The 21,988-nt window shown below is 64.9% G+C and carries 19 protein-coding genes and 1 pseudogene; 12 read left to right on the forward strand and 8 right to left on the reverse strand.

The window, feature by feature from the left end:
* Positions 1 to 149: 149 nt before the first annotated feature.
* The gene (locus tag HAP48_RS45220; protein WP_166206517.1) at positions 150 to 1,229 is read right to left on the reverse strand and encodes a hypothetical protein; all 1,080 of its coding nucleotides are present in this window, start codon (positions 1,227 to 1,229) and stop codon (positions 150 to 152) included.
* A gap of 267 nt (positions 1,230 to 1,496) precedes the next feature.
* Between HAP48_RS45220 and HAP48_RS45225 the strand changes: the two genes are divergently transcribed.
* Positions 1,497 to 2,546: a patatin-like phospholipase family protein gene (locus HAP48_RS45225; RefSeq protein ID WP_035976625.1), complete on the forward strand. Its 1,050-nt coding sequence runs from the start codon at positions 1,497 to 1,499 to the stop codon at positions 2,544 to 2,546.
* Positions 2,547 to 2,549: 3 nt separating this feature from the next.
* Here HAP48_RS45225 and HAP48_RS45230 read toward each other — a convergent pair whose 3' ends face one another.
* Both HAP48_RS45230 and HAP48_RS45235 read right to left on the reverse strand, forming a co-directional pair.
* The gene (locus tag HAP48_RS45230) at positions 2,550 to 2,978 is read right to left on the reverse strand and encodes a CBS domain-containing protein (RefSeq protein ID WP_166206520.1); all 429 of its coding nucleotides are present in this window, start codon (positions 2,976 to 2,978) and stop codon (positions 2,550 to 2,552) included.
* A gap of 188 nt (positions 2,979 to 3,166) precedes the next feature.
* Positions 3,167 to 3,964: a rhomboid family intramembrane serine protease gene (locus HAP48_RS45235; RefSeq protein ID WP_166206523.1), complete on the reverse strand. Its 798-nt coding sequence runs from the start codon at positions 3,962 to 3,964 to the stop codon at positions 3,167 to 3,169.
* Between the two features lie 504 nt (positions 3,965 to 4,468).
* Between HAP48_RS45235 and HAP48_RS45240 the strand changes: the two genes are divergently transcribed.
* The 3 genes from HAP48_RS45240 (at position 4,469) to HAP48_RS45250 (ending at position 7,889) form a co-directional block, all read left to right on the forward strand.
* Positions 4,469 to 5,023, forward strand: a complete 555-nt coding sequence (locus HAP48_RS45240; protein ID WP_166206527.1) for a PAS domain-containing protein — start codon at positions 4,469 to 4,471, stop codon at positions 5,021 to 5,023.
* Between the two features lie 147 nt (positions 5,024 to 5,170).
* Positions 5,171 to 6,904: an adenylate/guanylate cyclase domain-containing protein gene (locus tag HAP48_RS45245; protein WP_166206530.1), complete on the forward strand. Its 1,734-nt coding sequence runs from the start codon at positions 5,171 to 5,173 to the stop codon at positions 6,902 to 6,904.
* Positions 6,905 to 7,280: 376 nt separating this feature from the next.
* Positions 7,281 to 7,889, forward strand: a complete 609-nt coding sequence (locus HAP48_RS45250) for a tetratricopeptide repeat protein (RefSeq protein ID WP_166206533.1) — start codon at positions 7,281 to 7,283, stop codon at positions 7,887 to 7,889.
* A gap of 375 nt (positions 7,890 to 8,264) precedes the next feature.
* On the opposite strand, the gene HAP48_RS45255 is transcribed toward HAP48_RS45250, so the two are convergent.
* The gene (locus HAP48_RS45255; protein ID WP_166203463.1) at positions 8,265 to 9,299 is read right to left on the reverse strand and encodes an IS110 family RNA-guided transposase; all 1,035 of its coding nucleotides are present in this window, start codon (positions 9,297 to 9,299) and stop codon (positions 8,265 to 8,267) included.
* Positions 9,300 to 9,572: 273 nt separating this feature from the next.
* On the opposite strand from HAP48_RS45255, the pseudogene HAP48_RS45260 reads away from it, so the two are divergent.
* From HAP48_RS45260 to HAP48_RS45275, 4 genes and pseudogenes are all read left to right on the forward strand, one after another.
* Positions 9,573 to 10,711 (forward strand): annotated as a pseudogene (locus tag HAP48_RS45260) (DJ-1/PfpI family protein).
* Between the two features lie 75 nt (positions 10,712 to 10,786).
* Positions 10,787 to 11,209 carry a cupin domain-containing protein gene (locus HAP48_RS45265; protein ID WP_166206536.1) on the forward strand — a complete coding sequence of 141 codons (423 nt, stop codon included), beginning with the start codon at positions 10,787 to 10,789 and terminating at the stop codon, positions 11,207 to 11,209.
* A gap of 99 nt (positions 11,210 to 11,308) precedes the next feature.
* Positions 11,309 to 13,666 carry an Orn/Lys/Arg family decarboxylase gene (locus tag HAP48_RS45270; protein WP_166206539.1) on the forward strand — a complete coding sequence of 786 codons (2,358 nt, stop codon included), beginning with the start codon at positions 11,309 to 11,311 and terminating at the stop codon, positions 13,664 to 13,666.
* An 18-nt stretch (positions 13,667 to 13,684) separates the two neighbouring features.
* Positions 13,685 to 14,245, forward strand: a complete 561-nt coding sequence (locus tag HAP48_RS45275) for a GNAT family N-acetyltransferase (RefSeq protein ID WP_166206542.1) — start codon at positions 13,685 to 13,687, stop codon at positions 14,243 to 14,245.
* Between the two features lie 108 nt (positions 14,246 to 14,353).
* On the opposite strand, the gene HAP48_RS45280 is transcribed toward HAP48_RS45275, so the two are convergent.
* A complete protein-coding gene (locus tag HAP48_RS45280) occupies positions 14,354 to 14,575 on the reverse strand; it encodes a dodecin (RefSeq protein ID WP_166206545.1) in 222 nt (73 codons plus the stop codon).
* A 251-nt stretch (positions 14,576 to 14,826) separates the two neighbouring features.
* Here HAP48_RS45280 and HAP48_RS45285 point away from each other — a divergent pair, with 251 nt between their 5' ends.
* Positions 14,827 to 15,408: an HdeD family acid-resistance protein gene (locus tag HAP48_RS45285; RefSeq protein WP_166206548.1), complete on the forward strand. Its 582-nt coding sequence runs from the start codon at positions 14,827 to 14,829 to the stop codon at positions 15,406 to 15,408.
* A gap of 31 nt (positions 15,409 to 15,439) precedes the next feature.
* Here the strand turns inward: HAP48_RS45285 and HAP48_RS45290 are convergent, their stop codons facing one another.
* Positions 15,440 to 16,126, reverse strand: coding sequence for a CerR family C-terminal domain-containing protein (locus tag HAP48_RS45290; protein ID WP_224496848.1), 687 nt, complete (start codon positions 16,124 to 16,126; stop codon positions 15,440 to 15,442).
* A 114-nt stretch (positions 16,127 to 16,240) separates the two neighbouring features.
* Between HAP48_RS45290 and HAP48_RS45295 the strand changes: the two genes are divergently transcribed.
* Positions 16,241 to 17,383, forward strand: coding sequence for an HlyD family secretion protein (locus HAP48_RS45295; RefSeq protein WP_166206551.1), 1,143 nt, complete (start codon positions 16,241 to 16,243; stop codon positions 17,381 to 17,383).
* A complete protein-coding gene (locus HAP48_RS45300; protein WP_224496849.1) occupies positions 17,380 to 18,861 on the forward strand; it encodes a DHA2 family efflux MFS transporter permease subunit in 1,482 nt (493 codons plus the stop codon). The genes HAP48_RS45295 and HAP48_RS45300 overlap by 4 nt, the downstream gene beginning before the upstream one ends.
* 142 nt (positions 18,862 to 19,003) lie before the next feature.
* On the opposite strand, the gene HAP48_RS45305 is transcribed toward HAP48_RS45300, so the two are convergent.
* Positions 19,004 to 19,390 carry a COG4315 family predicted lipoprotein gene (locus HAP48_RS45305; RefSeq protein WP_175612276.1) on the reverse strand — a complete coding sequence of 129 codons (387 nt, stop codon included), beginning with the start codon at positions 19,388 to 19,390 and terminating at the stop codon, positions 19,004 to 19,006.
* A gap of 203 nt (positions 19,391 to 19,593) precedes the next feature.
* On the reverse strand, positions 19,594 to 20,334 hold the full coding sequence (locus HAP48_RS45310) for a bestrophin-like domain (RefSeq protein WP_175612277.1): 741 nt from the start codon (positions 20,332 to 20,334) through the stop codon (positions 19,594 to 19,596).
* Between the two features lie 178 nt (positions 20,335 to 20,512).
* Here HAP48_RS45310 and HAP48_RS45315 point away from each other — a divergent pair, with 178 nt between their 5' ends.
* Positions 20,513 to 21,457, forward strand: a complete 945-nt coding sequence (locus HAP48_RS45315; protein ID WP_166206554.1) for an ornithine cyclodeaminase family protein — start codon at positions 20,513 to 20,515, stop codon at positions 21,455 to 21,457.
* Positions 21,458 to 21,988: the final 531 nt, after the last annotated feature.

The following is a 21,988-nucleotide window of genomic DNA, read 5'->3' on the forward strand; positions in this document are numbered from 1 at the left end:
GTGGCATCCAAGTCATGCCGCGGCTTAACGTCATGTAAAAATAGCGAGGCCGCGCGTCGCGGCGAGCGATTGTGACGGCTCAAATTCGCGCGATGGTTAGCTCGGATTAGAGACTATGACAGCCGGATGAAATGCAGCACGGTCAGGCGTCAACGCGCCACGACCTCGACTTCGCCATCGACGCCGTTGACAACATTGAAGGGACGCTCGAACACCTTGCCCTCGTTCTTGGCGATCGCGCGATACTCGCCTTCGGACAGCACGACACGCGGGAACGCGCCGATCGATTCCTTGATCACGTCGCCGCCCGGCGTGATCACCGACCATGCGGTGTTGGCGAGCGCCTCGCCGCCCTTCTCGCTGACCAGCTTGAGCGTGATGACGGCCGCGCGATGGGTGACGGTGACATCGGTGAGCTTGCCGGCCGCGACGCGGATGTCGGAACGCACCACCGAGTTGGCGTCACCATAGTTGGAGATGATGTAGTAGGTGCCCTCGGGCAGCAGCGCGACGTCGCCGGCGGCGACGTTGGGCACCAGCGCACCGCGATCCGAGCCGTCGAATTGGCTGCCCTTGTAGATCGCGAACGAAATCTGGTTGGCCGGGATCTTGCTGCTGCCGACCCGGCCTTCGATCCGCAGGCCCCCGGCCGGCAGCACGAAGAACTCGCGGTCGGTCTCCGACTTCAGGCTGACCGCGCGCACCGCGCTGACGAGGCCAAGCGCGACATGGACGACGTAATTGCCGGGCGGCAGCACGAGGTTGGGCGTCGCCCCCCGTTCCTCGCGGATCAGCTTGTAGGTGCCGTTGTCGTCAGGCTTGTCGGCGAACACCCGCCACACCAGCCCGGCATTGATCACCGGCAGGTCCTTGCCGTAGCGCGCCGTCAACGAGAGCACCGCCTGCCCCGCAGTCGGCGCGGCGCCGGCCGGAGGCAGCGCCGCCGGCGGCGTGGTCGCGATCGAGGGCTGGACGATGGTCGGCTGGGTCAGCGGACCGGGCAGAACGGGCCCCGAGCCGGCCCCGGACGGCGGCGCCAGATTCAGCGCCGGGCCGGACGGCGCCACCTCGGGCACCGAGGCCGGCGGGATCGGCGGCGGCCGGTCGCTGAAGAACTGCGCCGAGACGGAAGCGGGGATCAGGGCGATCAAAAATGCCGCAAGCGCCAGCAGCGGAAGGAGCCGCGTGCCCCGCCCGCATCCGTCGATGCCGTTGCCCCTCGAAGTCATCCCCATGCTTTTCAACGAAAACGCGGCAAATTCAAGCCTTCGTCCAAGGGGCGTCCAAGGCTTTGTCACAGTCCCGGGGCTGCCGTCCCCCATTTGGAACCGGCCGATCAAGCCGATGTTAGCCGCAAGGTCGTGGTCCAGTCACATTCCCTGCCTACCGCGAACGGGCTAGGCACGAATAATGCCTGCGGGGAATAACCATGAAGTTGGACGACGCTGGCGCAGCCCTGCTGCGGGGCCTAGTCTCGCGCTGGCAGGAGATTTGTCGTGTTGGATAGCTGGATGGGCCGAGGCCACAAGAGCTCCGACGGCCCCGACAAGGTAGGACTGGGCACGGTTCGCCGGCCGGTGATCGGGCTAGCGCTCGGCGGCGGCGCCGCACGCGGCTTTGCCCATATCGGCATCATCAAGACCCTGCTCGCCCACGGCATCGTCCCCAACGTCGTGGTCGGCACCTCGATCGGCTCCGTGGTCGGCGGCGCCTATGCGGCCGGCCATATTGATACTTTGGAGAAATGGGCCCGTAGCCTGCAGCCGCGCAGCGTGCTCGGCTACCTCGACATCCGCCTCAACGGCTCCGGCCTGATCGGCGGCGCCAAACTGGCCGCCGAGATCGAGGGGGCGCTTGGAAAATCCATGATCGAGGATCTCGCGGTCAAGTTCGCAAGCGTTGCCACCGAGGTCCGCACCGGCCACGAGATTTGGCTGACCCAGGGGCCCCTGGTCGACGCCATGCGCGCCTCCTACGCCCTGCCCGGCATCTTCGCACCGGTCCTGATCGGCGACCGCTGGCTGGTCGACGGCGCGCTGGTCAACCCGGTGCCGGTCTCGGCCGCGCGCGCGCTCGGCGCCGAGATCGTGATCGCGGCGAACCTTTCCAGCGACGTGTTCGCGCATTCGACCACGATCTACAATCACGGCGCGACGGCCCCGGCCCCCGAAGTGACGGTCGCGGTGACCGCCGAGGCGGAAATCGAACCGGAGCCGCCGAAGCGGCGCTTCGGCCGGTTCTTCTCGGCCGAACGCACTGTGAAGCGGGAGTTTTTCGGCAGCGCCAGCCGGCCCGGCATCTCCAGCGTGATGGTCGACGCCTTCAACATCATGCAGGACCGCATCACCCGCGCGCGCCTCGCCGGCGATCCGCCCGACATGCTGATCTCGCCGCGGGTCGGCCAGATCGGCTGGTTCGACTTCCACCGCGCCGACGACCTGATCGCACACGGCATCCGCGCCGCCGAGCGCGCCATCGGTGCGATCGAGGAAGCGATCGAGATCCTGGCGCCACCGTCGACCGGCGCCGGCACGTCAGGGAAATAGCACTCAGGCGGTCTTGATGTAGTCGCGCAGCGCCTCCTGCTCGTGCTCGTATTCCTGCACGCGGCGCTTGACGACGTCACCGATCGAGATCAGCCCGACCACCTTGCCGTCGTCGACCACAGGGAGATGGCGGAACTTGCCGGTGGTCATCACCTCCATGAGGCCGCTGACAGTGTCGGACTCGCGGCAGCTCACGACCTTCCTGGTCATCACCGCGCTCACCGGCTCGTCCAGTGCGCCTGCGCCTCGCTCGCTGATCACGCGAACGATGTCGCGCTCCGACAGGATGCCTTCCATGCGGCCCTGCTCCATCACCAGCACCGCACCGATCTTGCGCTCGCCGAGGAGCTTGACCGCGGCCGAGAGCTTCGCGCCTGGCGCGACGCTCATCACCTGATGGCCCTTTGCATCGAGAATGGAACGTACCGTCATTGTCGTCTCCCTGAATCCGTCCGCGCCCCTTTGAGGAGGTCGCGCCTGTTCGCCAGAGTCTTCAATCAACAGTTCCGCGCCGATTTCGGTTCCGGGGCGCGGTGAGTAGCTGGGCTCTATCTGTCGGCCCGCTTTGTTTCTGCGTCGCAAAGATGATGGAGGAATTCGATCCGAGCCGCAAGCGGCGATCAGACGCGCCCCGACTGATCCACCGACGACGCATCTGCAGCATCGTCCCGCGCGCGCGGGACCGGATCGAACAGCGAGAACAGCAACAGCCCGGCGAGGAAGCCGCCGATATGGGCCTGCCAGGCGACGCTCGCGCCCTCACCGCCGAGCGAAAGCGAGGTGGCGCCGAACAGGATATTGACGCCGAACCAGATCGCCAGGAACGCGAGCACCCGTCCGTTGCGCAGCGCCCGCCACAGCGACAGCGCAGGCACCTTGGCGGCCGCCTCGGCGTCGCCCCGGTTGAACGACAGGAAGCTGCCCTTCACGAAGGCGAAGCGGATCGCCGCTGCCATCGTGCCCGACACCGACGCCGATGCACCGATCATCGGCGCGATCGCGTGCTCATGGGTCAGCAGATGCGCGAGCGCACCCGCGGCCGCCGTCACCGCCATGAAGACGAAGAAGCGCAGCGCGCCGAAGCGCCGCGCCAGCGCGCTGCCGAACGGCAGCAGCCACAGCACGTTGAAGGCGATGTGGGTGAGGTTGGCGTGCAGCAGCGAATAGGTGACGAAGGTCCAGACCTTGGCGCCGTCCCCGCCCGGGAAGGTGATGTCGAGCAGCGTCGAATCGTAGCGCTTCGGGATGAAGCCGAAGACGTCGATGGTCCAGTTTTCCATCTCCGGCGGCAGCAGCACCCGCAGATGGATCACCGCGATCAGGAGGATGTAGGCGGTGAGCGCCGGCGGCAAGGTCAGGATCGGCTCGCGCGGCGCCTCCGGCGGCGGCGCGAGCGGGGATTCGGGATGGGAGTCCAAGGGGTCGGCGACCTCGCATGCGGCGGTGAATCAGAGATAGGCGGCTTTGACACCACTGTGCAAGTGCACAATCCCGAAATCGGACATCAGCTGTCGCACGGCGCGAGAATCGAGACAAAAGAGCTCGAGACAAAAGAAAAGGGAGGACGCTGAGAACGTCCTCCCTGATCGGCTGATCTTCTCGTGTCCCAGAGGGATCGGGAGAACATCCCCACCCCTCCCCGCACGATGACCAAGCTGTTTGACACCACCTGTGTACCAACCACGCCGGCGCTTGGGGCAGCCGGCGAACGGGAACGCGCGGACCCTACTCGGAGGTTCCACGGGCGCCAAGGACATAGTTAAATTTACGTTAACAACACAAAGCTGCCGATAAGCCGCCCAAAGCGCGGCCGCGGCATGGACGCTGCACAGCCTTCCCTGCAAAACAGAGAAGGGAAGGCGCCTGAGCAAAACCGGGACAGATGTGTCCCGCCGAGACAGGCGCCGGGCAAGGTTCTTTAGATGAAACACAGCTCCAGCCGTGAGTACTTCGCTTATTGGACTGCGAAGCGCGGCACAGCGCGTGCACCTGACCGGAGTGAGTTTGAGCCGTCCGCGGTGCGCGAGCTGCTGTCCGACATCTTCGTGCTGGCCTATGACGGCGAAACCCGGTTTCCGTTCCGCGTCGCCGGCACCCGCACCTCCGCCCTGCTCGGCTGCGACCTCAAGAACCGCAGTTTTTCCGCCCTGTTCACCGCTGAGAGCCGCGGCGAGATCGAGGACATCATCACCTGCGTCGTCGAAGAGACCCTGCCGGCCATCGCCGGCATCACCGCCACGACCGAGACCGGGTCCAAGGCGCATCTTGAGTTGCTGCTGCTCCCCTTCACCGCCCGCGTCCATACGCCGGCGAGCCTGACCGGCCTGCTCGCCCCGTTCGAGGACGACGTCACCCGGCTGCGCGACCTGGTGCTGACCTCGTGGCGTTACCTGCATCCCCAGGAACGGTTTGTGCCACGGGCCCTGCGCAAGCTCGCGATCGCCCGCGGCCTGATGGTCTACGAAGGCCTGCGCTAGCCCCGCGCCCCGAACCCGGCCCAGGGACAGGTACCGGGACGGGATAGCGGGCGCCGGTCGCTTGCACCGCAGCCCGCGGAACTCTATTAGCTGTTTCGCCGCCACGGCGGGATACACCCGCCTATTGCAGCCGCGGCTGGGCCGGGCATGTTTCGAAATTCGATCAGGCAGAAGATCGTCGGCATCGCCACGGGGCTCATCATCCTCGCGGTGATCACCTCGCTGCTGTCGATGGTGATGGCGGGCCAGGTCGGCCATCTCCTCGACGAGCTCACCAACCGCTACATCCCCGCCTACGGCCATCTCGCCCGCGTCAACATCCGCGCGCTGGAGCGGTCCCTGGCGATGCGCCGGATGATGATGGCGAAGATGCAGGCGCCCGGCGAAGAGAGCGGCTACGACAGCGCGCGCAAGACCTTCGACGAGATCGAGCCGCTGATCAAGCGCGAGGCCGATGCCGCGCGGGTGCTGATCGATGCGATCATCGCCGATCCCTCGACCCCCTCCGACAATGCCGCGCTCGGGCGCCTCGATGACCGCATCGACAATGCCGTCAACGACCTGCTGATGCGCTTGAACGCCGAGAACAAGACGCTGCTCGGGCAGCTCGACGCCAAGGACTTTACGGCCGCGCGACAGACCACGCTCCGCGCCGACGCGCTGCGCGACGAGTTCAATGCCAGGATCGAGGGCATCCGTTCCGACATGCTGGCGCAGGTCGGCTCGGCCGCGGCCAAGGTGATGTCCGCCCAGCAAAGGGCGATCATCATCTCCGGCGTCGTCACCGCGATTGCCGCGATCCTCGGCTTCGTGTTCGCAATGCTGGTCGGCAGCGGCATCACGCGCCCGGTGATGCGCCTGCTGGAGGGCACCCGCGAGGTCGAGGCCGGCCGCCTCGACGGCGCCATCGCCATCACGACCCAGGACGAGATCGGCCAGCTCTCCGCCGCCTTCAACCGCATGATCGAGACGCTGCGCCACAACCAGCGCATCCGCGAGACCTTCGGCCGCTACATCAATCCGCGGATCGCCGAGGGCCTGCTCGAGCAGCCGGCGATCGCCGCCACCGAAGGACAGCGTCGCGTCATGACGGTGATGTTCTGCGACATGAAGGGTTTTACCAGACTGAGCGAAGGTGTGACGCCGAGCGGCCTCGTCAAGATCATGAACCTCTATCTGTCGACGATGTCCGCGCCGGTCCATGCGCATCACGGCATCATCGACAAATATATCGGCGACGCCATCATGGCCTATTGGGGCGCCCCCTTCGTCGAGGAGGCCGAGCAGACCCATCTGGCCGCGCTTGCCGCCATTGACATGATCGGCCAGGTCAGCCAGCTGCGCAAGGACCTGCCCGAACTGCTCGGCGTGCGCACGATCCCGGCCGACTGCGATATCCGGATCGGGATCGCCACCGGCGAGGCGCTGGTCGGCAGCATCGGCTCCGAGTTCATGATGAGCTACACCGTGCTCGGCGATACCGTGAACCTGGCCTCGCGGCTCGAAGGCGCCAACAAGTTCTACGGCAGCCGCAGCCTGATCTCGGAGGCCACGGCGAGCGCCTGCGCCGCGACCATCGAGCTGCGCGAGATCGACCGTCTCGTCGTGATGGGCCAGAGCCAGCCGGTCGCAGTGTTCGAGATCATGGGCAAGAAGGACGAGCTGACGCCGGCGCAGACCGAGTTGCGACAGCACTACGCGGACGGTCTTGCCGCCTATCGCGAGCGGCGCTGGGATGACGCCGAGCAAGCTTTCACTGCCGCGCTGGCTGCGGCGCCGGGCGATGGGCCGTCGATCGCCATGAAGACGCGTGTCGCAGGCTTCATGCAAAATCCGCCGGCCGCGGATTGGGACGGCGCCTGGCATATGGAGCAGAAGTAGCGACGGTTGTCGCCCGCATGAGCCGACGGGTCGCGCGAATGCGCACCCGATGACAGGCTCCGCGATATGCGGCGAAGAGAGACCCCGGATATCGCTACGCTCATCCGGGCTGCACGCATTGACGCTGGCTCGCCCTTCGCACAGACCTCGCACGACCGGCGCAATTCTAACACCGATGTTAGTTTCGACTCCGCGGTTCGATGGCGCGAACAACACACTCGGCCAGCACGCATGTGCAGCCGCGACGTCCTGAAACGACAGTGCGATTGCCGCACCGGCTGTCACGGACAATCTTTCAGAACGAGCGGAATGTCTCCCGCGATCGGGAGTTAGTGCTTCTGAACAACGACTGTCCGCGTCGAATCGGGAGGTGTGCATGATCAAGTCACCGATGAAGCTCGCAATGCTTGCGGCATTTCTGACAGCGCCAATCATCCTGTTCCCACCGCAGACCGCCGTCGCGGCCGGCGGAGGTGGTGGAGGCGGAGGTGGCGGCGGAAATCCCTACGGATCGAGCTACGACACTCCGGCGCCGTCCTACCCTCAGGAGAAAGGCAGGAAGAGCACGCACCGGGCCAAGAAGCCGACCAAGCAATCCGGCTTCGACGATCCGGCATTCCGCGACGCCTATCGCGCGGCCTATGCGACGATCTACGAACGCAACGACTACGCCGCCGCGATCGATCAGCTCCACGCGCTCGGCCGCGACGATCATCCGAACGTCGCCAATCTGATCGGCTATTCCTATCGCAAGCTCGGCGACTACAAGCAGTCGCAAGTCTGGTACGAGCGCGCGCTGAAGGCCGATCCGAACCACGTGCTGACGTGGAACTATTACGGCCTCTGGCAGATCGAACAGGGCAACCGCGATCAGGCGCAATATCACCTGAGCCGGATCGCCGAGATCTGTGGCACCGGTTGCGAGGAGTATCGCACGCTGGCGGCGGCGCTGGAGAAGCCGCCGGGTACGAATCTGGTCTACTGAGCGCGCCGGCGTGTAGCATGTAGCCCGCATGAGCCAACCGGTCGCGCGAAGTGCGCCCGGTGACAGGCTCCACGACATGCGGGGAAGGACCGCTCCGGATATCGCTGGCGCTCATCCGGACTTCTGTAACGGGCCTTGGTAAGTCAATCCCTTTTTGCGTGATCCACTCGCCGGGCACTTGCTTCTGTACGGGATCGGCGCGGTGGCCGTCGCCTGATGGGGTGCATTGAGGAGCCGGCCGGCCAATCTACGGAAGCGTGGTTGTGAGCCACTTCCCGGATGGCGGCCTGACCGGATCCATCGTCCCGGCGAAGGGACCTCGCTCAGGGAGAGCCTGGTGTCGTGGCCCGCCCAGAGCCGATTGCTGCTCCTTGCTTAGGTTGCCGAGGCCTTGGCCATCGGGTTGAACGGTTTGGCGTCGGCGAGCATGCGATGCAGGATCACGGCGAGCTTGCGTGCAAGCGCCACCTTGGCCTTGCGCATGCCTGCGCGCCGGGCGATCCGCATCGCCCAGCCCTTCAGCGCCGAGCAGTTCCTGACCGGCTTGGTCAGCATGACATGAGCCGCCTGATAGAGCGCCTCGCGCACGGAGGCATCGCCGATCTTGCTGATGCGGCCGGTATAGTCGGTTTCGCCCGATTGGTACTTCTTCGGGGTGAGGCCGAAATGCGCTCCCGTCGCCTTCGATGACCGGAAGCGCTTCGGGTCGTCGATCGCCGAGGCATAGGTGAGCGCCACGATCGGGCCGACGGACGGTGTCGTCATCAAGAGCTTCGCCTGCGGGTGCGACCTGGCGAGCCTTTGGGTGTGCTTATCCAGGCCATTGAACTCGCGCCGCAGCACGGCGTGGGCTTCGAGCAGTGCCTGGGCCACCACCTCAAGTCCAGGATGGCCCGCTACGAGCTCCCGGATGCGTTCGGCGAACGTGCGCTCGGTGGTCGGGCCGACCTTCAGACCGAAGCCGCGGAGCACGCCGCGCAGGCTGTTCTCGATGTCGCGCAGCTTCGACTGCAGCAGCTTGCGTGCCGTCAGAACCGCCCGCGTCTCCTGCGCTTCGATCGACTTGCAGTGCACCGGCCGGAACCAGCCCAGCCGCATCAGTTGCGCGATCCCGCGGGCATCGTTGCGGTCCGACTTCACCGGCATCGCCTTGAAGGCATCGCGGACGTGCCGCGTCTCCAACAGTTCGACTGCCAGGCCCGCATCCCGCATCGCTGCGTAGAGCCATTGCGACAGCGGACCAGCCTCCAGCCCGATCCGTTCCAGCACCAACCCCAGCGACCGGAACCAGCCGATCAGGGCCTCCGGCTCGCTCGCAACCTTCGCCTCGCGCAAAATCTTACCCGTCCCATCGACAAGGCAGACGCTCGAGCATTCCAAAGACACGTCGATTCCTGCATAGTGGTACATGGTCGTCCCTTAATGATGCTTGGAGCGGGCTTGCCCGACTCCGTTGACACCATCAGTTTGAGGGACGACCGCCTTCCAACCAACAGGCCGCTCGCGAGCGCGCTTCCAAATCGCGCCGTAGCGAGCGGGCGGCCGGCCCGTTACCCCATCTACGCCTTTGAGCCGCGCAGTCCGCATGTCCGTTTTTGCGGGAATTTCGCCGTTTTGATCGACGTGATCCGCCGATAGTTTGCGTGCCGGGCGACGCAAGCGGATACGACGAGATCGATCATCATGACCTGGCGGCTTCTCGCGTGGAGCGGCATCGCCGTCGCTGCGCTGGTTCCAATCATCGTCGGCATCTGGCTGCTCAGCCTGCCCGCCGCATCGGCGTTCCGGGTTCCGCCTGCGATCGCGAATGAGGAGCGCGATGCGATGCTCGCGGCGCTGAAGCCGCCGAAGCGAACCCGACCGTTGATTGCCATCATCGGCATCAACGACATGACCGAGACCACCGACTATCTGATGCCCTACGGCATCCTTAGGCGCGCCGATGTTGCCGACGTCGTCACGCTGGCGACGGGGCCCGGGCCAGTCACGCTGTTCCCGGTGCTGAAGGTCGAGCCTGATGCGACGATTGCCGCATTCGACGCGGCGCATCCCGACGGCGCCGATACGTCATCGTGCCGGCGATGAGCCGCGACGACGATCCGGCCGTCATGCAATGGATCCGGCATCAGGCGGAGCAAGGAGCCGTGATCGTCGGCGTCTGCGCCGGCGGCAAGGTGGTCGCCTCGACCGGCCTGCTGGACGGCCGGCGCGCCACCACGCACTGGTTCTATCTGAAGGACTGGCGCGCCAATCATCCCGCGATCCAATATGTCGCCGACCGCCGCATCGTGGTCGACCGCGGCGTCGCGACGACAACCGGCATTTCGGCCTCGATGCCGATGTCGCTGACCCTGATCGAGACGATCGCCGGCCGTGGCAAGGCCGAGGCTGTCGCCCGCGAGATCGGCCTGCCCAGCTGGGACGCGCGGCATGACAGCAATGCCTTCAAGTTCACCCGCCCCTTCGCCTTGACTGCGATCCAGAACACGTTGGCGTTCTGGAACCGGGAGCAGCTCGGCCTCGCACTTGTCCCTGGTGTCGACGAAGTCTCGCTGGCGCTGGTCGGAGACAGCTGGTCGCGAACCTACCGCTCCCACGCTGCGACGTTCGCCGCGACTGGCGACGCGGTGACGACGCGCAACGGACTGCGCATCTATCCGCAAGCCGTGGCGGGCAGTTGGCCTGCGGATCGCCTGCTGCCCGCGGTCGGCGCGACGCCGCCGGCGCAGGCGCTCGACCAGGCGCTGGCGGGGATCGAGACGCGCTATGGCCGGAGCACGGCGGACGTCGTCGCCATGCAGCTTGAGTATCCGAGACGATAGCACGTCCGCCCAGCGCGATTCGCCGCGCCGCGTGCCATGCGCTAACGTCGGCCGCCAACCAAGCGCGAGACCTCCATGGCCGAGATGATCGATTTTGGGCCGCTGCAGCTCAAATTCCTGGAGAGCAGGGACACGACCGGCGGCAGCATCGACCTGTTCGAGATGACGCTGGCGCCGAATGCGCGAATGCCGATCCCGCATTATCACGAGAGCTGGGACGAGACGATCTACGGCCTGTCCGGGGTCTCGACCTGGCGGGTCGACGGCAAGGACATCGACCTCGCTCCCGGCGAGACCGCGTTCATCAAGCGCGGCATCGTGCACGGTTTCACCAACCGCTCGAACGGTCCGGCGACCTGTCTGTGCCTGCTGAGCCCCGGTGCGCTGGGCCCGCAATATTTCAAAGAGATGGCCGCGCTGATGGCCGGCGGCGCACCCGATCCGGCGAAGATGAAGGAAACGATGCTGCGCTACGGCCTGGTGCCGGTGGCGGGATAACATGCGGATTCTTCGCTGCGCCGGAGCCATCCCGCCCATTGTCATCTGATTGTCATGAATTGTGCCGACAGGTTCAGCCGGACCAGTTCGGGGACACGCATGGACTATTTCAAACGCTTCAACTTCCTGTTCGCCGCGCCGGTGTTCGAGGCCGACGACCTCGAGGGCATCCGCTTCAACCAGATCATCGCCGAGATCGAGCGCTCCGGCTTCGAGGTGGTCCGCGCCCGCAAGCTGGAAGACGCCGAGATTGCGGTGCAGACCGATGCCGCGATCGGCTGCATGGTGGTCGACTGGGGCAAGAAGGGCCTTGAAGGCAAGACCGCGGGGCTGATCAACCTGATGCGCCGGCGCGGCCTCGACTTCCCGATCATCCTGTTGATCCGCCGCAAGCGGTTCGAGGACCTGCCGGTCGAGGTGCTCGATTTCATCGACGGCTACGTGTTCCTGTCCGAGGAAACCCCGCCCTTCATCGCCAAGAACCTGATCTCCAGGCTCAAGCAGTATGCCGAGAACCTGAAGACGCCGTTCTTTGGCGCCCTGGTCGACTATGCCGAGGAAGGCAACCAGCTCTGGACCTGCCCGGGCCATAATGGCGGCGTGTTCTACAGCCGCAGCCCGATCGGCCGGGTGTTCGTCGAACATCTCGGCGAAGCCGTGTTTCGCGACGATCTCGACAATTCCGTGCTCGACCTCGGCGACCTGCTCACCCATGAGGGGCCGGCGCTGAAGGCGCAGAAGGAGGCGGCGCGGATTTTTGGCGCCGAGAAGACCTATTTCGTGCTCAACGGCACCTCGACCTCCAACAAGGTCGCGCTCGGATCGCTGGTCACCGATGGCGACCTCGTGCTGTTCGACCGTAACAACCACAAGGCCGCGCATCACGGCGCGCTTTTGATCGGCGGCGGCATCCCGGTCTATGTGCCCACCGTGCGCAACGCCTGGGGCCTGATCGGCCCGATGCGCTGGGACCTGCTCGACGAGGGCAGCTTGCGCGACCACATCCGCAAGCACCCGCTGGTCAAGGACGAGAACGCCTGGAAGAAGGAACGTCCGTTCCGCGTCGCCGTGGTCGAGCAGTGCACCTATGACGGCACCATCCACTCGGCCGAGATGATCCTGAAGCGGATCGGCCATCTCTGCGACTACATCCTGTTCGACGAGGCCTGGGCCGGCTTCATGAAATTCCACCCGATCTATTCCGGGCGCTTCGCGATGGGGCTGTCCGATCTCGGCCCCGAGGCGCCCGGCATCATCGCCACCCAATCGACCCACAAGCAGCTCGCGAGCTTCTCGCAAGCCTCGCAGATCCACATCCGCGACCGCCACATCAAGGGCCAAAAGCGCCGGGTCGAGCACCGCCGCTTCAACGAAAGCTTCATGCAGCACGCCTCGACCTCGCCGTTTTACCCCATCTTCGCCTCGCTCGACGTCGGCGCGCAGATGATGAAGGGGCGCTCCGGTGAAGTGCTGTGGGACGATACGATCCGGCTCGGCATCGAGCTGCGCAAGAAGATCCGTGCCGTCAAGCGCGAGTTCGAGGAGAAGGAGACGCGCGCGGAGCGGCGCTGGTTCTTCGAACCTTTCGTGCCCGATCGCGTCATGATCCCCGACGTCGCGCGCGAGAACGGCGTGCACAATGTCGCCTGGGAGACCATCTCGACCGATCAGCTTGCGACCAATCCGTCCTACTGGCAGCTCAACCCTGGCGAGGCGTGGCACGGCTTCCCCGAGCTGACGGAGGGCTTTGCCATGACCGATCCGAACAAGCTCACATTGCTGACGCCCGGCTTTGACCATGCCACCGGTGCCTATGCCGACCACGGCATCCCCGCCCCCGTGGTGGCGCAATATCTGCGCGAGAACCGCATCGTCGCCGAGAAGAATGACCTCAACTCGCTGCTCTTCCTGCTGACGCCCGGCGTCGAGGCCAGCAAGGCCGGCACGCTGGTGTCGGGGCTCGTCGCCTTCAAGAAGCTGCATGACGACAACGCGCTCGTCGAGGACGTCATCCCTGAATTCTTCCGTCGCCGCCCGCAACGCTACACCGGGGTGCGGTTGCGCGACCTCTGCGGAGACATGCACCGTTTCTTCCGCGACGGGGGAGTCAGCACGCTGCAGGCCAAGCAATTCCTGCCCGAACATCTCCCCGAGATCGCGATGTCGCCGCGCGAGGCGGCGCAATATCTGATCCGCAACGACGTCGACTATCTGCCGATCGACCAGATCTTCGGCCGCATCGCCGCGACGCCGTTCGTGGTCTATCCGCCCGGCATTGCCACCATCGTGCCCGGCGAGCGGCTGTCGGAACGCAGCAAGCCGATGATCGATTACCTCAAGATGTTCGAGGCGAGCTTCAACGCGTTTCCGGGCTTCGAGGTCGAGGTGCAGGGCATCTACAAGGAAATCGACGATTCCGGCCGCGTCCGCTTCTACACCTATGTCGTGTCCGAATAGGCGAACGGACGCAACGCAATGGAGAATGATCACAAGATCACCGTCCGTGCCTCGCGCGACAGCGACGTCGACGCGATGCTGTCGATCTACCGGCACCATATCCGCCACGGCATCGACGAGAGCGTCGACGATAGCGGCACGCCCGAGCCCGACGATCTGCGCGACCGCCGCAAGAATCTGCGCAACACCCGCCTGCCGCATCTGGTCGCGCTGTGCGACGGCGAGGTGGTCGGCTACGCCTATGTCGTGCAGTTCCGCAAACGCCCGGCCTATCGCTACACGGTGAAGCATTCGATCTATGTGCATCATCGATTCACCGGCAAGGGCGTCGGCGGGCGGCTGCTGCAGGAGTTGGTCGACACCTGCGCGGCGGCCGGCTTCCGCCAGATGATCGGCTATATCGACTCTGACAATTCTGCATCGCTCGCGCTGCACGACCGCTTCGGCTTCGTCCGCGTCGGACACTTGCCGGGTGTCGCCTATCGCTACGGCCGCTGGTCCGACACCGTGATGGTGCAGCGCTCGCTTGCCGCCGGCGCCACCGCCCCGCCCCCGCCAGCACCGCTGTCGCGGAGGTGATGGGTAAACAGCTTGTTCGGTGTCATCACCCGCGCATGCAGGTGATCCAGTATTCCAGAGACGGCCGTTGTGAGCCGAGAGGCCGCGCAGCAAGCTCGTCTGGGCGCCCTATTCCAGCGTGAAGCCGACCCGCAAGGTCACCTGGTAGTGCCGGACCTTGTTGTCTTCGATATGGCCGCGCGTCTGCACCACCTCGAACCATTTCATTTCGCGGATCGTCTTGGATGCTCGGGTGACGGCGTTCTCGATCGCGGCCTCGATGCTCTTGTCCGATGATCCGACCAGTTCCAGGATTTTGTAGGTGTGATCCGTGTCGTGCGTGGTGGGCATGTCGACCTCCTTGGGTGGATGCGCGATCCGGACAATATGTTCTCCGATCCGGACAGTCCGTTGTCCGATGCGGACCGGCTGCCGCCGGGCGGGACGAATGCTGCGCGGCAACACATCGATTGATTTGAATCAACGTCTCCGGGCGCCGTTGGTGCCACCAAGCATGCATTTCGTGCCACCCCGGCACCCGACCTTGTCCGTGCCTTCACCTATGGTAGCATGGTTTTGGTTCAGCATTCGGGAGCGATACGATGTCCAGCGCGTCCAGCTCACCCGCTACACCTCCTCACAGCCTCGGATCCGGGCTTGCCAACCTTCGCGCGAAGTGGGGCTGGATCGTCGCCCTCGGCGTGATCTATCTGATCGCGGGCGTGCTCGCCTTCGGCAGCGTGTTGTTCGCCACCGTCGTCAGCGTGCTGTTCGTCGGCGCCATGATGATCGTGGCGGGCGCCGCCGAGATCGTCAACGCGTTCCAGTTCAAGTCGTGGGGCAAGTTCCTGTTCTGGCTGCTGCTCGGCGCGCTCTATGTCGTGGCGGGCTTCATCACCTTCGAGAATCCCCTGCTCGCCGCGGCGACGCTGACGCTGTTCCTTGGCATCGCCCTGGTCGTCTCCGGCATCGTCCGCATCTTCCTCGCCTTCGGCATGAACTCGGCGGCGCCGTGGGGCATGGTCGCGATCTCCGGCCTGATCACGCTGGTGCTCGGCGTCATGATCCTGGCGCGCTGGCCGGTGTCGAGCCTCTACGTGCTCGGCATCTTCCTCAGCGTCGATCTGATCTGCGCCGGCGTCAGCTGGATCAGCATGGGCATGGCGCTGAAGAGCAGGACGTAGGCGCCCTCTTCGGTTCAGATCGCAGCACCGGCTATCGCTTGCAGGCCTTCAGCAGCAGGGTCGTTTGCTTGCGCACCATCGCCTTGAGATCCGCGAGCCGTTCCGGCGTGATCTCGTCGTAGCCCAACAGGTGCTTGAGATGATCCCGCGCGAAATGGAACGTGAGCAGTTGGCCGTTGATGGCGACGGCCATCATCTTGGCATCGTCCTCGCTCACCGCGCCGCCGGAAATATGCGCGATAGCCCTGCTACAGCAATCATGCAGCCGCGAGCCCGATCCCTTGGAAAGATCGGAGCGCATCATGGTGGCCTTCATCGGCATGACCCGGCGTGCGATGAAGAGCGCGCGGCTCTTCGCATCCGGTGAGGCGAACAGGAAATCGGCAAGACCGTCGAGGCTGGAACAATAGGCATCGATGATCGCAGTGGCGCTCGCCTTGTCATGCAGCAGCGCTTCGACGACTTCCAGCGCCGGGCCAACGGCGGCGTTCGCGGATAGCTGAATGTCCTCGATGCAGGCGGTGTAGAGCCCTTCCTTGTTCTCGAAATAATACTGCAACGACGGTGCCGGAACGCCGGCCTGCGCTGCGATGTCCCGGGTGGAGACGCCGTCGAAGCCGCGTTCCCCGAACAAGGCCAAGGCCGCCCGGATGATCCGCGCCCGGGTCTCCTCGCCACGCGGATATCCGCTCTCCGTTTTCCGCCGTCTCAGAACCACATTCAATCCTCCGCACTCATCCATAGCACGGCTCATGAATTATTCCAGTTGACATAAATATTCCAATCGGAATAATTTATGCAAGTGGAATAAATCTCCGGAGAGCGGCCTGCCATGAGCAGCATCACAGCCCTGAAGAAGGTCGGCGACGTCCCCGAAGCCGGGCAACAGGTGGCCCCAACGACCCCTGCGAAGAAGCGCAGCCGGGCGCGTATCCTGTTGGGAATCATCGCTTTTCTGGTAATTACCTGCGGCGGCATCTACGCCCGGCAATGGTATGCGGTCGGGCGCTACATCGAGAGCACCAACAACGCCTATCTGCGGGCCGATCAGGTGGCGATGGCGCCGCGTGTCGCCGGCCAGGTCTCGGAAATCTATGTGAAGGACAACGAGGACGTCGCCGTCGGACAGCCGCTCGTGAAGATCGACCCTCGCCGCTACGAGATGACCGTTCGACAGTCCCTGGCAACCGTGGAGGCGCGCCAGGCCGACATTGCCAAAGGCGCAGCCGATCTCCGCGAGCAGGACGCCGTGATCGCGCAGGCGCAAGCCGACGTCGAGACCGCACGGGTCAATTCGAGTCTCGCCGAAAAGGAGTTCGAGCGGTCGTCATCGCTCGCCGCGCGCGGATTCGGGACCCAACAGAAGAACGATCAAACCGAAAGCACGTTGGCGCAGGCGCGTTCCACCGTCACGCTGAAGCAAGCCATCCTCGATGCCGCGCGCCAGAAGGTCGCAACGCTGAAGGCGCAATTGGCGCAAGCTGACGCGCAACTGGCCGCGGCGAAGGAGAACCTGGCCCAGGCCGAGATCGATCTGAGCGATACGGTGGTACGCAGCCCGATCGCCGGCAGGGTCGGCGATCGCACCGTGCAACTCGGCCAGTTCGCCCAACCCGGGACACGATTGCTGACGGTGGTGCCGACCGGGCAGATCTACCTGGTCGCCAACTTCAAGGAGACCCAGGTCGAGAACATGCGCCCCGGCCAGCCGGCCGAGATCAGCGTCGATGCCTATCCGAACCTGCCCTTGACCGGAACGGTGGACAGCTTCGCGCCCGGCACCGGTGCCCGGTTTGCGCTGCTGCCGCCGGAGAACGCCACCGGCAACTTCACCAAGATCGTCCAGCGTGTGCCGGTGCGGATCCGCGTCGATGCCCCCCGCGCGGCGGCACCGGCCTTTGTCCCCGGCCTGTCGATCGAAGTCTCCGTCAACACCAAGCCGGGAGCGGTGCACTCCGGCGGAGGCGCCTCGTGAGCGGGTCGGCCGCGGCCGGCACCGGCGGGACTGACGCGCCGGCGGAGTCCGCCAGCCTCGTCGATTGGGTCGCGGTGCTCGCCGGCGCGCTCGGCGCGTTCATGGCGACGCTCGACACCTCGATCACCAACACAGCGCTGCCCCAGATCCAGGGCGAGGTCGGCGCAAGCGGCACCGAAGGCACCTGGATCGGCACCGGCTATCTCGTCGCCGAAGTCATCATGATCCCGCTCACGGCCTGGCTGACCAGGATGCTGGGGCTGCGTCAGCTCCTGATCATCACGACATGCGCCTTCGTTCTGTTCTCGATGCTGTGCGGGGTGTCGCACGGTCTGGCGGAGATGATCATCGGCCGCGTCGGGCAAGGCTTCTTCGGCGGCGCGCTGATTCCGACGGCGCAGGTCATCATCCGAACCCGGCTGCCGCTGCGCCAGATGCCGATCGGCATGAGCATCTTCGGGATCATCGTGGTGCTCGGGCCCGTGCTGGGGCCGGTGATCGGCGGCTATCTTGCCGAGGAAGTCAGCTGGCGCTGGTGCTTCTTCCTCAACCTGCCGGTCGGCATCGCGCTGGTCACCCTGCTCAGCCTCGGCCTCCCCGCGCAGAAGCCCGACCTCAACCAGTTGGCGAAGGCGGACTGGCTTGGCATCGTCGGCATGGCGATCGCCTTCGGCTGCCTGACGGTCGTGCTGGAAGAAGGCCAGCGCGAACGCTGGTTCGAGTCCTCGGAGATCGTCTATCTCTGCCTGGCTTCGCTGTCCGGATTTGCCGCACTCTTCATCGCGCAGAAGACCAGCGCAAAGCCGGTGATCAACCTGACGCTGTTGCGCAACAAGACATTTGCAAGCACGAGCCTGATCACGCTGGTGATCGGCGCCGGTGTCTACGGCACAACCTATGTCGTGCCGCAGTTCCTGAGCGGCATCTCCGGGTACAACCCGCGGCAGGCCGGCAACATCATGGCCCTGTCGGCCCTTCCCCTCATGCTCCTGATGCCGGTCCTGCCGCGTATCGTCGGACGGCTCGATGCGCGCCTGATGACCGCGCTTGGGCTGGCATTCTTCGCCGCGAGTTGCTTCGTCGACGTTCACCTCAGCCCCGACAGCGCTGGCGGCGACTTCACGCTCTCGCAGATCATGCGCGGGATCGGTCAGATCCTGGCGGTCATGCCCCTCAATCAGGTCGCGATGGCGGCGATCGGACGCGAGAACGCCGCCGACGGTGCCGGCATCTACAGCATGGCGCGCAACCTCGGCGGCTCGATCGGGCTCGCGCTCAGCGGATTGTTCATCGACGTGCGGACCGCCGTGCACTCCGACACCATTCGCGAATCCGTCACGGCCAATTCCCTGCTCGGACAGGCGCGGCTGGCGGCCGACGGCCTGGCCCAGGGGATCGATGCCGCGACGGCCCGATTGCGCGATCTCGCAGTTGTCGCAACTGATCGAGAAGCAGGCCTTGGTCATGACCTACAATGACTGCTTCTGGATGCTCGGGATCCTGCTGATCGCGATCATGCCGATCGTGCTGCTGCTGCGACAATCCGCGCCCGCGAATTGAATGCGCCGAGCGATGGCGGGTTACGCTTGCGCTAACCCGCCCTTCGAACCTGCAAAATCCTCACGGCTGCGCGAGGTGCCAGGCGCCGTTGAGAAAGCCGTCGCCGGTGATGTCGCCGGCCTTCTGGTCCTTGGCGAAAGTATAGAGCGGCTTGCCCTTGTAGGCCCACTGCTTGGAGCCGTCGTCACGCGAGATGATGGTGTAGCCGCCTTCGGCCTTGTCACTGGCCTCAGCCTTCAGCACCGGCCAGTTCGTCGCACACGGGCCGTTGCAGGCCGACTTGCCTTCGGAATCCTTGTCGAAGGTGTAGAGCGTCATCCCCTTGGTATCGGTCAGGACCGAGCCCTTCGCGGTGGTGCCGGTCTTGGTCGGCGGCGCGGCAAAGGCCGCAGACGCGAGTGCGAACGAAACGGCGGTGGCGAGCGCCAGCGAGATCGATGTCTTCATGATGTCTCCTTTTCGAATGCAAATGGCTTGCATGCATAAGGACGCCCGACGCCGCACCATATTCCGTTGGCGCCGCGCGAAGAATTTTGGGCCGAGCGACGGACGTAAGGGGAATAAAGCCGAGAGCGCGTGCCGATACCGCTAACTTCCTGTTTGACGCGTTTTCTTCACGCGAACCGGTATCCACTTCGCTCGAAAACGCTCTACCGCCTGATCTCCTCGGCGGCGCGCACCAGCGGGCGGTCGGAGAGCTGGATCGGGCCGGAGAACGGCGTGCTCATTTCAAGGATCAGGTAGATCGCGGCCGAGATCAGCGCCGCGGCGGCGATGTAGGTCGCGATCACCACCGCGTTGCGCGGCGCGCGGAAGCCGAGCGTCGCGAACATCAGTGTCAGCCAGGCGACCAGGATGCAGATCAGCGGCGACGGAAACGAGCTGTCGGACTGCTCGACGAAGGTCCAGCGCTGCTGCACCGCCTGCCGATACACCGACCGCGCGTCGTTCCACAGCGCGACCTTCTGCTCGTCGTCGAACCGCAGCTCGCGGAGGCTGGTGCCGACCTCGTCGAGCAGATGTTCGGACACCTCGTTCGCCCGCGAGATCGGCACGTCCCTGAGCACCTGCTCGACATAGGCGAGCAGCCGCCGGCGCGGCTCGTCGGCACTGGGGCCGAGCGGCCGCAGGCCGCGGTCGAGCAGGATGATGTCGGTGGCGAACACGTGCAGGTTGCGGTCAACGGCAACATAGGTGTTGGCGGCGCTGTTCATCATCAGCCCAAGCAGCAGCGACGGCATGGTGACGAACAGCGTCGCGACCAGCCGCACCGAGGTGTTGGTCTCGTCGCTGCGGTGATGGTCCTTGAGCCGGGCATGGATCGCCATGGTCCCAAGCGCGGCGCCGCTCAACAGCATGAAAATCAGGATAGCGACGACGACTGCAACCACGGCTTGCAAAGACCTGCGAGAGAATCAGTCAGCAGGATAGCAAGTGACGGGCGGCGGCGCATGTCCGGTTGACTGGCCTTGTTGACTAACCTTGCCCACGCGCTATCCAGTCCGGACCGGTTTTTGGCGCGCCGGGCGCGCCTGGGAGGAGCGCAACGGCGCCCTGGGAGAGCAACACGTGCATATTGTCGACGATAACGAGGTCAACCGCGTCCTGACCTTTCCGATCCTGATCGAGGCGATCGAGGCCGCGCACCGGCGACCGAAGATCGCGGTAAAGGACGGCTATCTCGGCGACGACAAGGGCCAGCAGCTCGTCACCCGCAGCGCGGTCGATGCCGGCCGCTTCATGATGACCAAGCTGTACACCAGCTTTCCGGGCAATCTCGCGCACGGCAAGCTGCCGGCCGTGCAGGCGGTCTGCGTGCTGTTCGACGGCAATGACGGGCGGCCGCTCGCGGTGATGGACGCCGCCGAGATCACCCATTGGAAGACCGCCGCGGATTCTGCGCTCGGCGCCAAACACCTCGCCCGGCCCGATGCCGAGACGCTGCTGGTGGTCGGCGCCGGCGAGATGGCGCACTGGCTGGTGCGCGGCCACCGCACGGTGCGGCCATCGCTGCGGCGGGTGCGGATCTGGAACCGGACGGTCGCGCGCGCCCAGGAGCTCGCGACGCTGCTCGAAGGCGACGGCATCGCCGCCGAGGCCGTCACCGATCTCGACGCCGCGACCCGCGCGGCCGACATCATCACCACCTGCACTCGCGCGCGCGAGCCGCTGGTCAAGGGCGCGAACCTGCGGCCCGGCACCCATCTCGATCTGGTCGGCGGCTTCACGCCTGACACCCGCGAGTCCGACGACGAGGCGGCGCGGCGCGCGCGCATCTTCGTCGACCGCCGCGAATCCGCCTTCGACGGCGTCGGCGACATCCTGCAACCGATCGAAAGCGGCGCGATCAAGGAGAGCGACGTGCTCGGCGACCACTACGACCTCGCCGGCGGTGCGGTCAAAGGCCGGCTGTCAGCCGACGACATCACCTTCTTCAAGAATGCCGGCGGCGGGCATCTGGATCTGATGACCTGCGAGACGGTGTTCCGGCAGTTGGGGATGGAGTTGCGGTGAGCAGTGACTCAATCAGAGGTCTATTCTTTTGGTTGAGCAATCACTACGTCCAGACCAAGATCTATCCGCATCATTTCACGTGCGACAAGAATGTCTTCGATTGTTCGCTCCGTTCGACCTGAAGCTGCAAGACCGTCTCGCCGAAGCACTCGTCGTGTAACAACACGTTGAGTAAGCTCACCCTCCATACTTCTCATCAGCGGGCTCACAACCGAGCGGACTATACTTCGTAGTTCGATTGCCACCCCCTCTAGCGCACGGTAGCGAGGCTGGGCCTCCGTTCGTCAGCACATTCGCATAGTGATCTGACAACTCGTCCAACCTATCGCTAATCAGCTTGTCCTTGTCGGCAGATTCTAATTCTTCGTAAGCCCGATCCAGCACCTTGGCGATCATCTCAAAAAACGAAGCCATAAATGCCCCCTTCTCATAAAAAGAGAACGGAGTATGCAATCAAAAGTTGCTCAATTCAAACTAATAACGCACAAGTCCCCTCATGATTGCCGCGCTAGGCGTGACTACGTCGCCCGG

The sequence above is a fragment of the Bradyrhizobium septentrionale genome (genome assembly GCF_011516645.4).
Lineage (GTDB): Bacteria > Pseudomonadota > Alphaproteobacteria > Rhizobiales > Xanthobacteraceae > Bradyrhizobium > Bradyrhizobium septentrionale.

What these genes read in the sequence shown, in the direction of transcription:
- HAP48_RS45220 (WP_166206517.1), bottom strand. Translation starts at nt 1,229, where the DNA reads ATGACTTCGAGGGGCAACGGCATCGACGGATGCGGGCGGGGCACGCGG.
- HAP48_RS45230 (WP_166206520.1), bottom strand. Translation starts at nt 2,978, where the DNA reads ATGACGGTACGTTCCATTCTCGATGCAAAGGGCCATCAGGTGATGAGC.
- HAP48_RS45240 (WP_166206527.1), top strand. Translation starts at nt 4,469, where the DNA reads ATGAAACACAGCTCCAGCCGTGAGTACTTCGCTTATTGGACTGCGAAG.
- HAP48_RS45245 (WP_166206530.1), top strand. Translation starts at nt 5,171, where the DNA reads ATGTTTCGAAATTCGATCAGGCAGAAGATCGTCGGCATCGCCACGGGG.
- HAP48_RS45250 (WP_166206533.1), top strand. Translation starts at nt 7,281, where the DNA reads ATGATCAAGTCACCGATGAAGCTCGCAATGCTTGCGGCATTTCTGACA.
- HAP48_RS45255 (WP_166203463.1), bottom strand. Translation starts at nt 9,299, where the DNA reads ATGTACCACTATGCAGGAATCGACGTGTCTTTGGAATGCTCGAGCGTC.
- HAP48_RS45265 (WP_166206536.1), top strand. Translation starts at nt 10,787, where the DNA reads ATGGCCGAGATGATCGATTTTGGGCCGCTGCAGCTCAAATTCCTGGAG.
- HAP48_RS45270 (WP_166206539.1), top strand. Translation starts at nt 11,309, where the DNA reads ATGGACTATTTCAAACGCTTCAACTTCCTGTTCGCCGCGCCGGTGTTC.
- HAP48_RS45275 (WP_166206542.1), top strand. Translation starts at nt 13,685, where the DNA reads ATGGAGAATGATCACAAGATCACCGTCCGTGCCTCGCGCGACAGCGAC.
- HAP48_RS45280 (WP_166206545.1), bottom strand. Translation starts at nt 14,575, where the DNA reads ATGCCCACCACGCACGACACGGATCACACCTACAAAATCCTGGAACTG.
- HAP48_RS45285 (WP_166206548.1), top strand. Translation starts at nt 14,827, where the DNA reads ATGTCCAGCGCGTCCAGCTCACCCGCTACACCTCCTCACAGCCTCGGA.
- HAP48_RS45295 (WP_166206551.1), top strand. Translation starts at nt 16,241, where the DNA reads ATGAGCAGCATCACAGCCCTGAAGAAGGTCGGCGACGTCCCCGAAGCC.
- HAP48_RS45305 (WP_175612276.1), bottom strand. Translation starts at nt 19,390, where the DNA reads ATGAAGACATCGATCTCGCTGGCGCTCGCCACCGCCGTTTCGTTCGCA.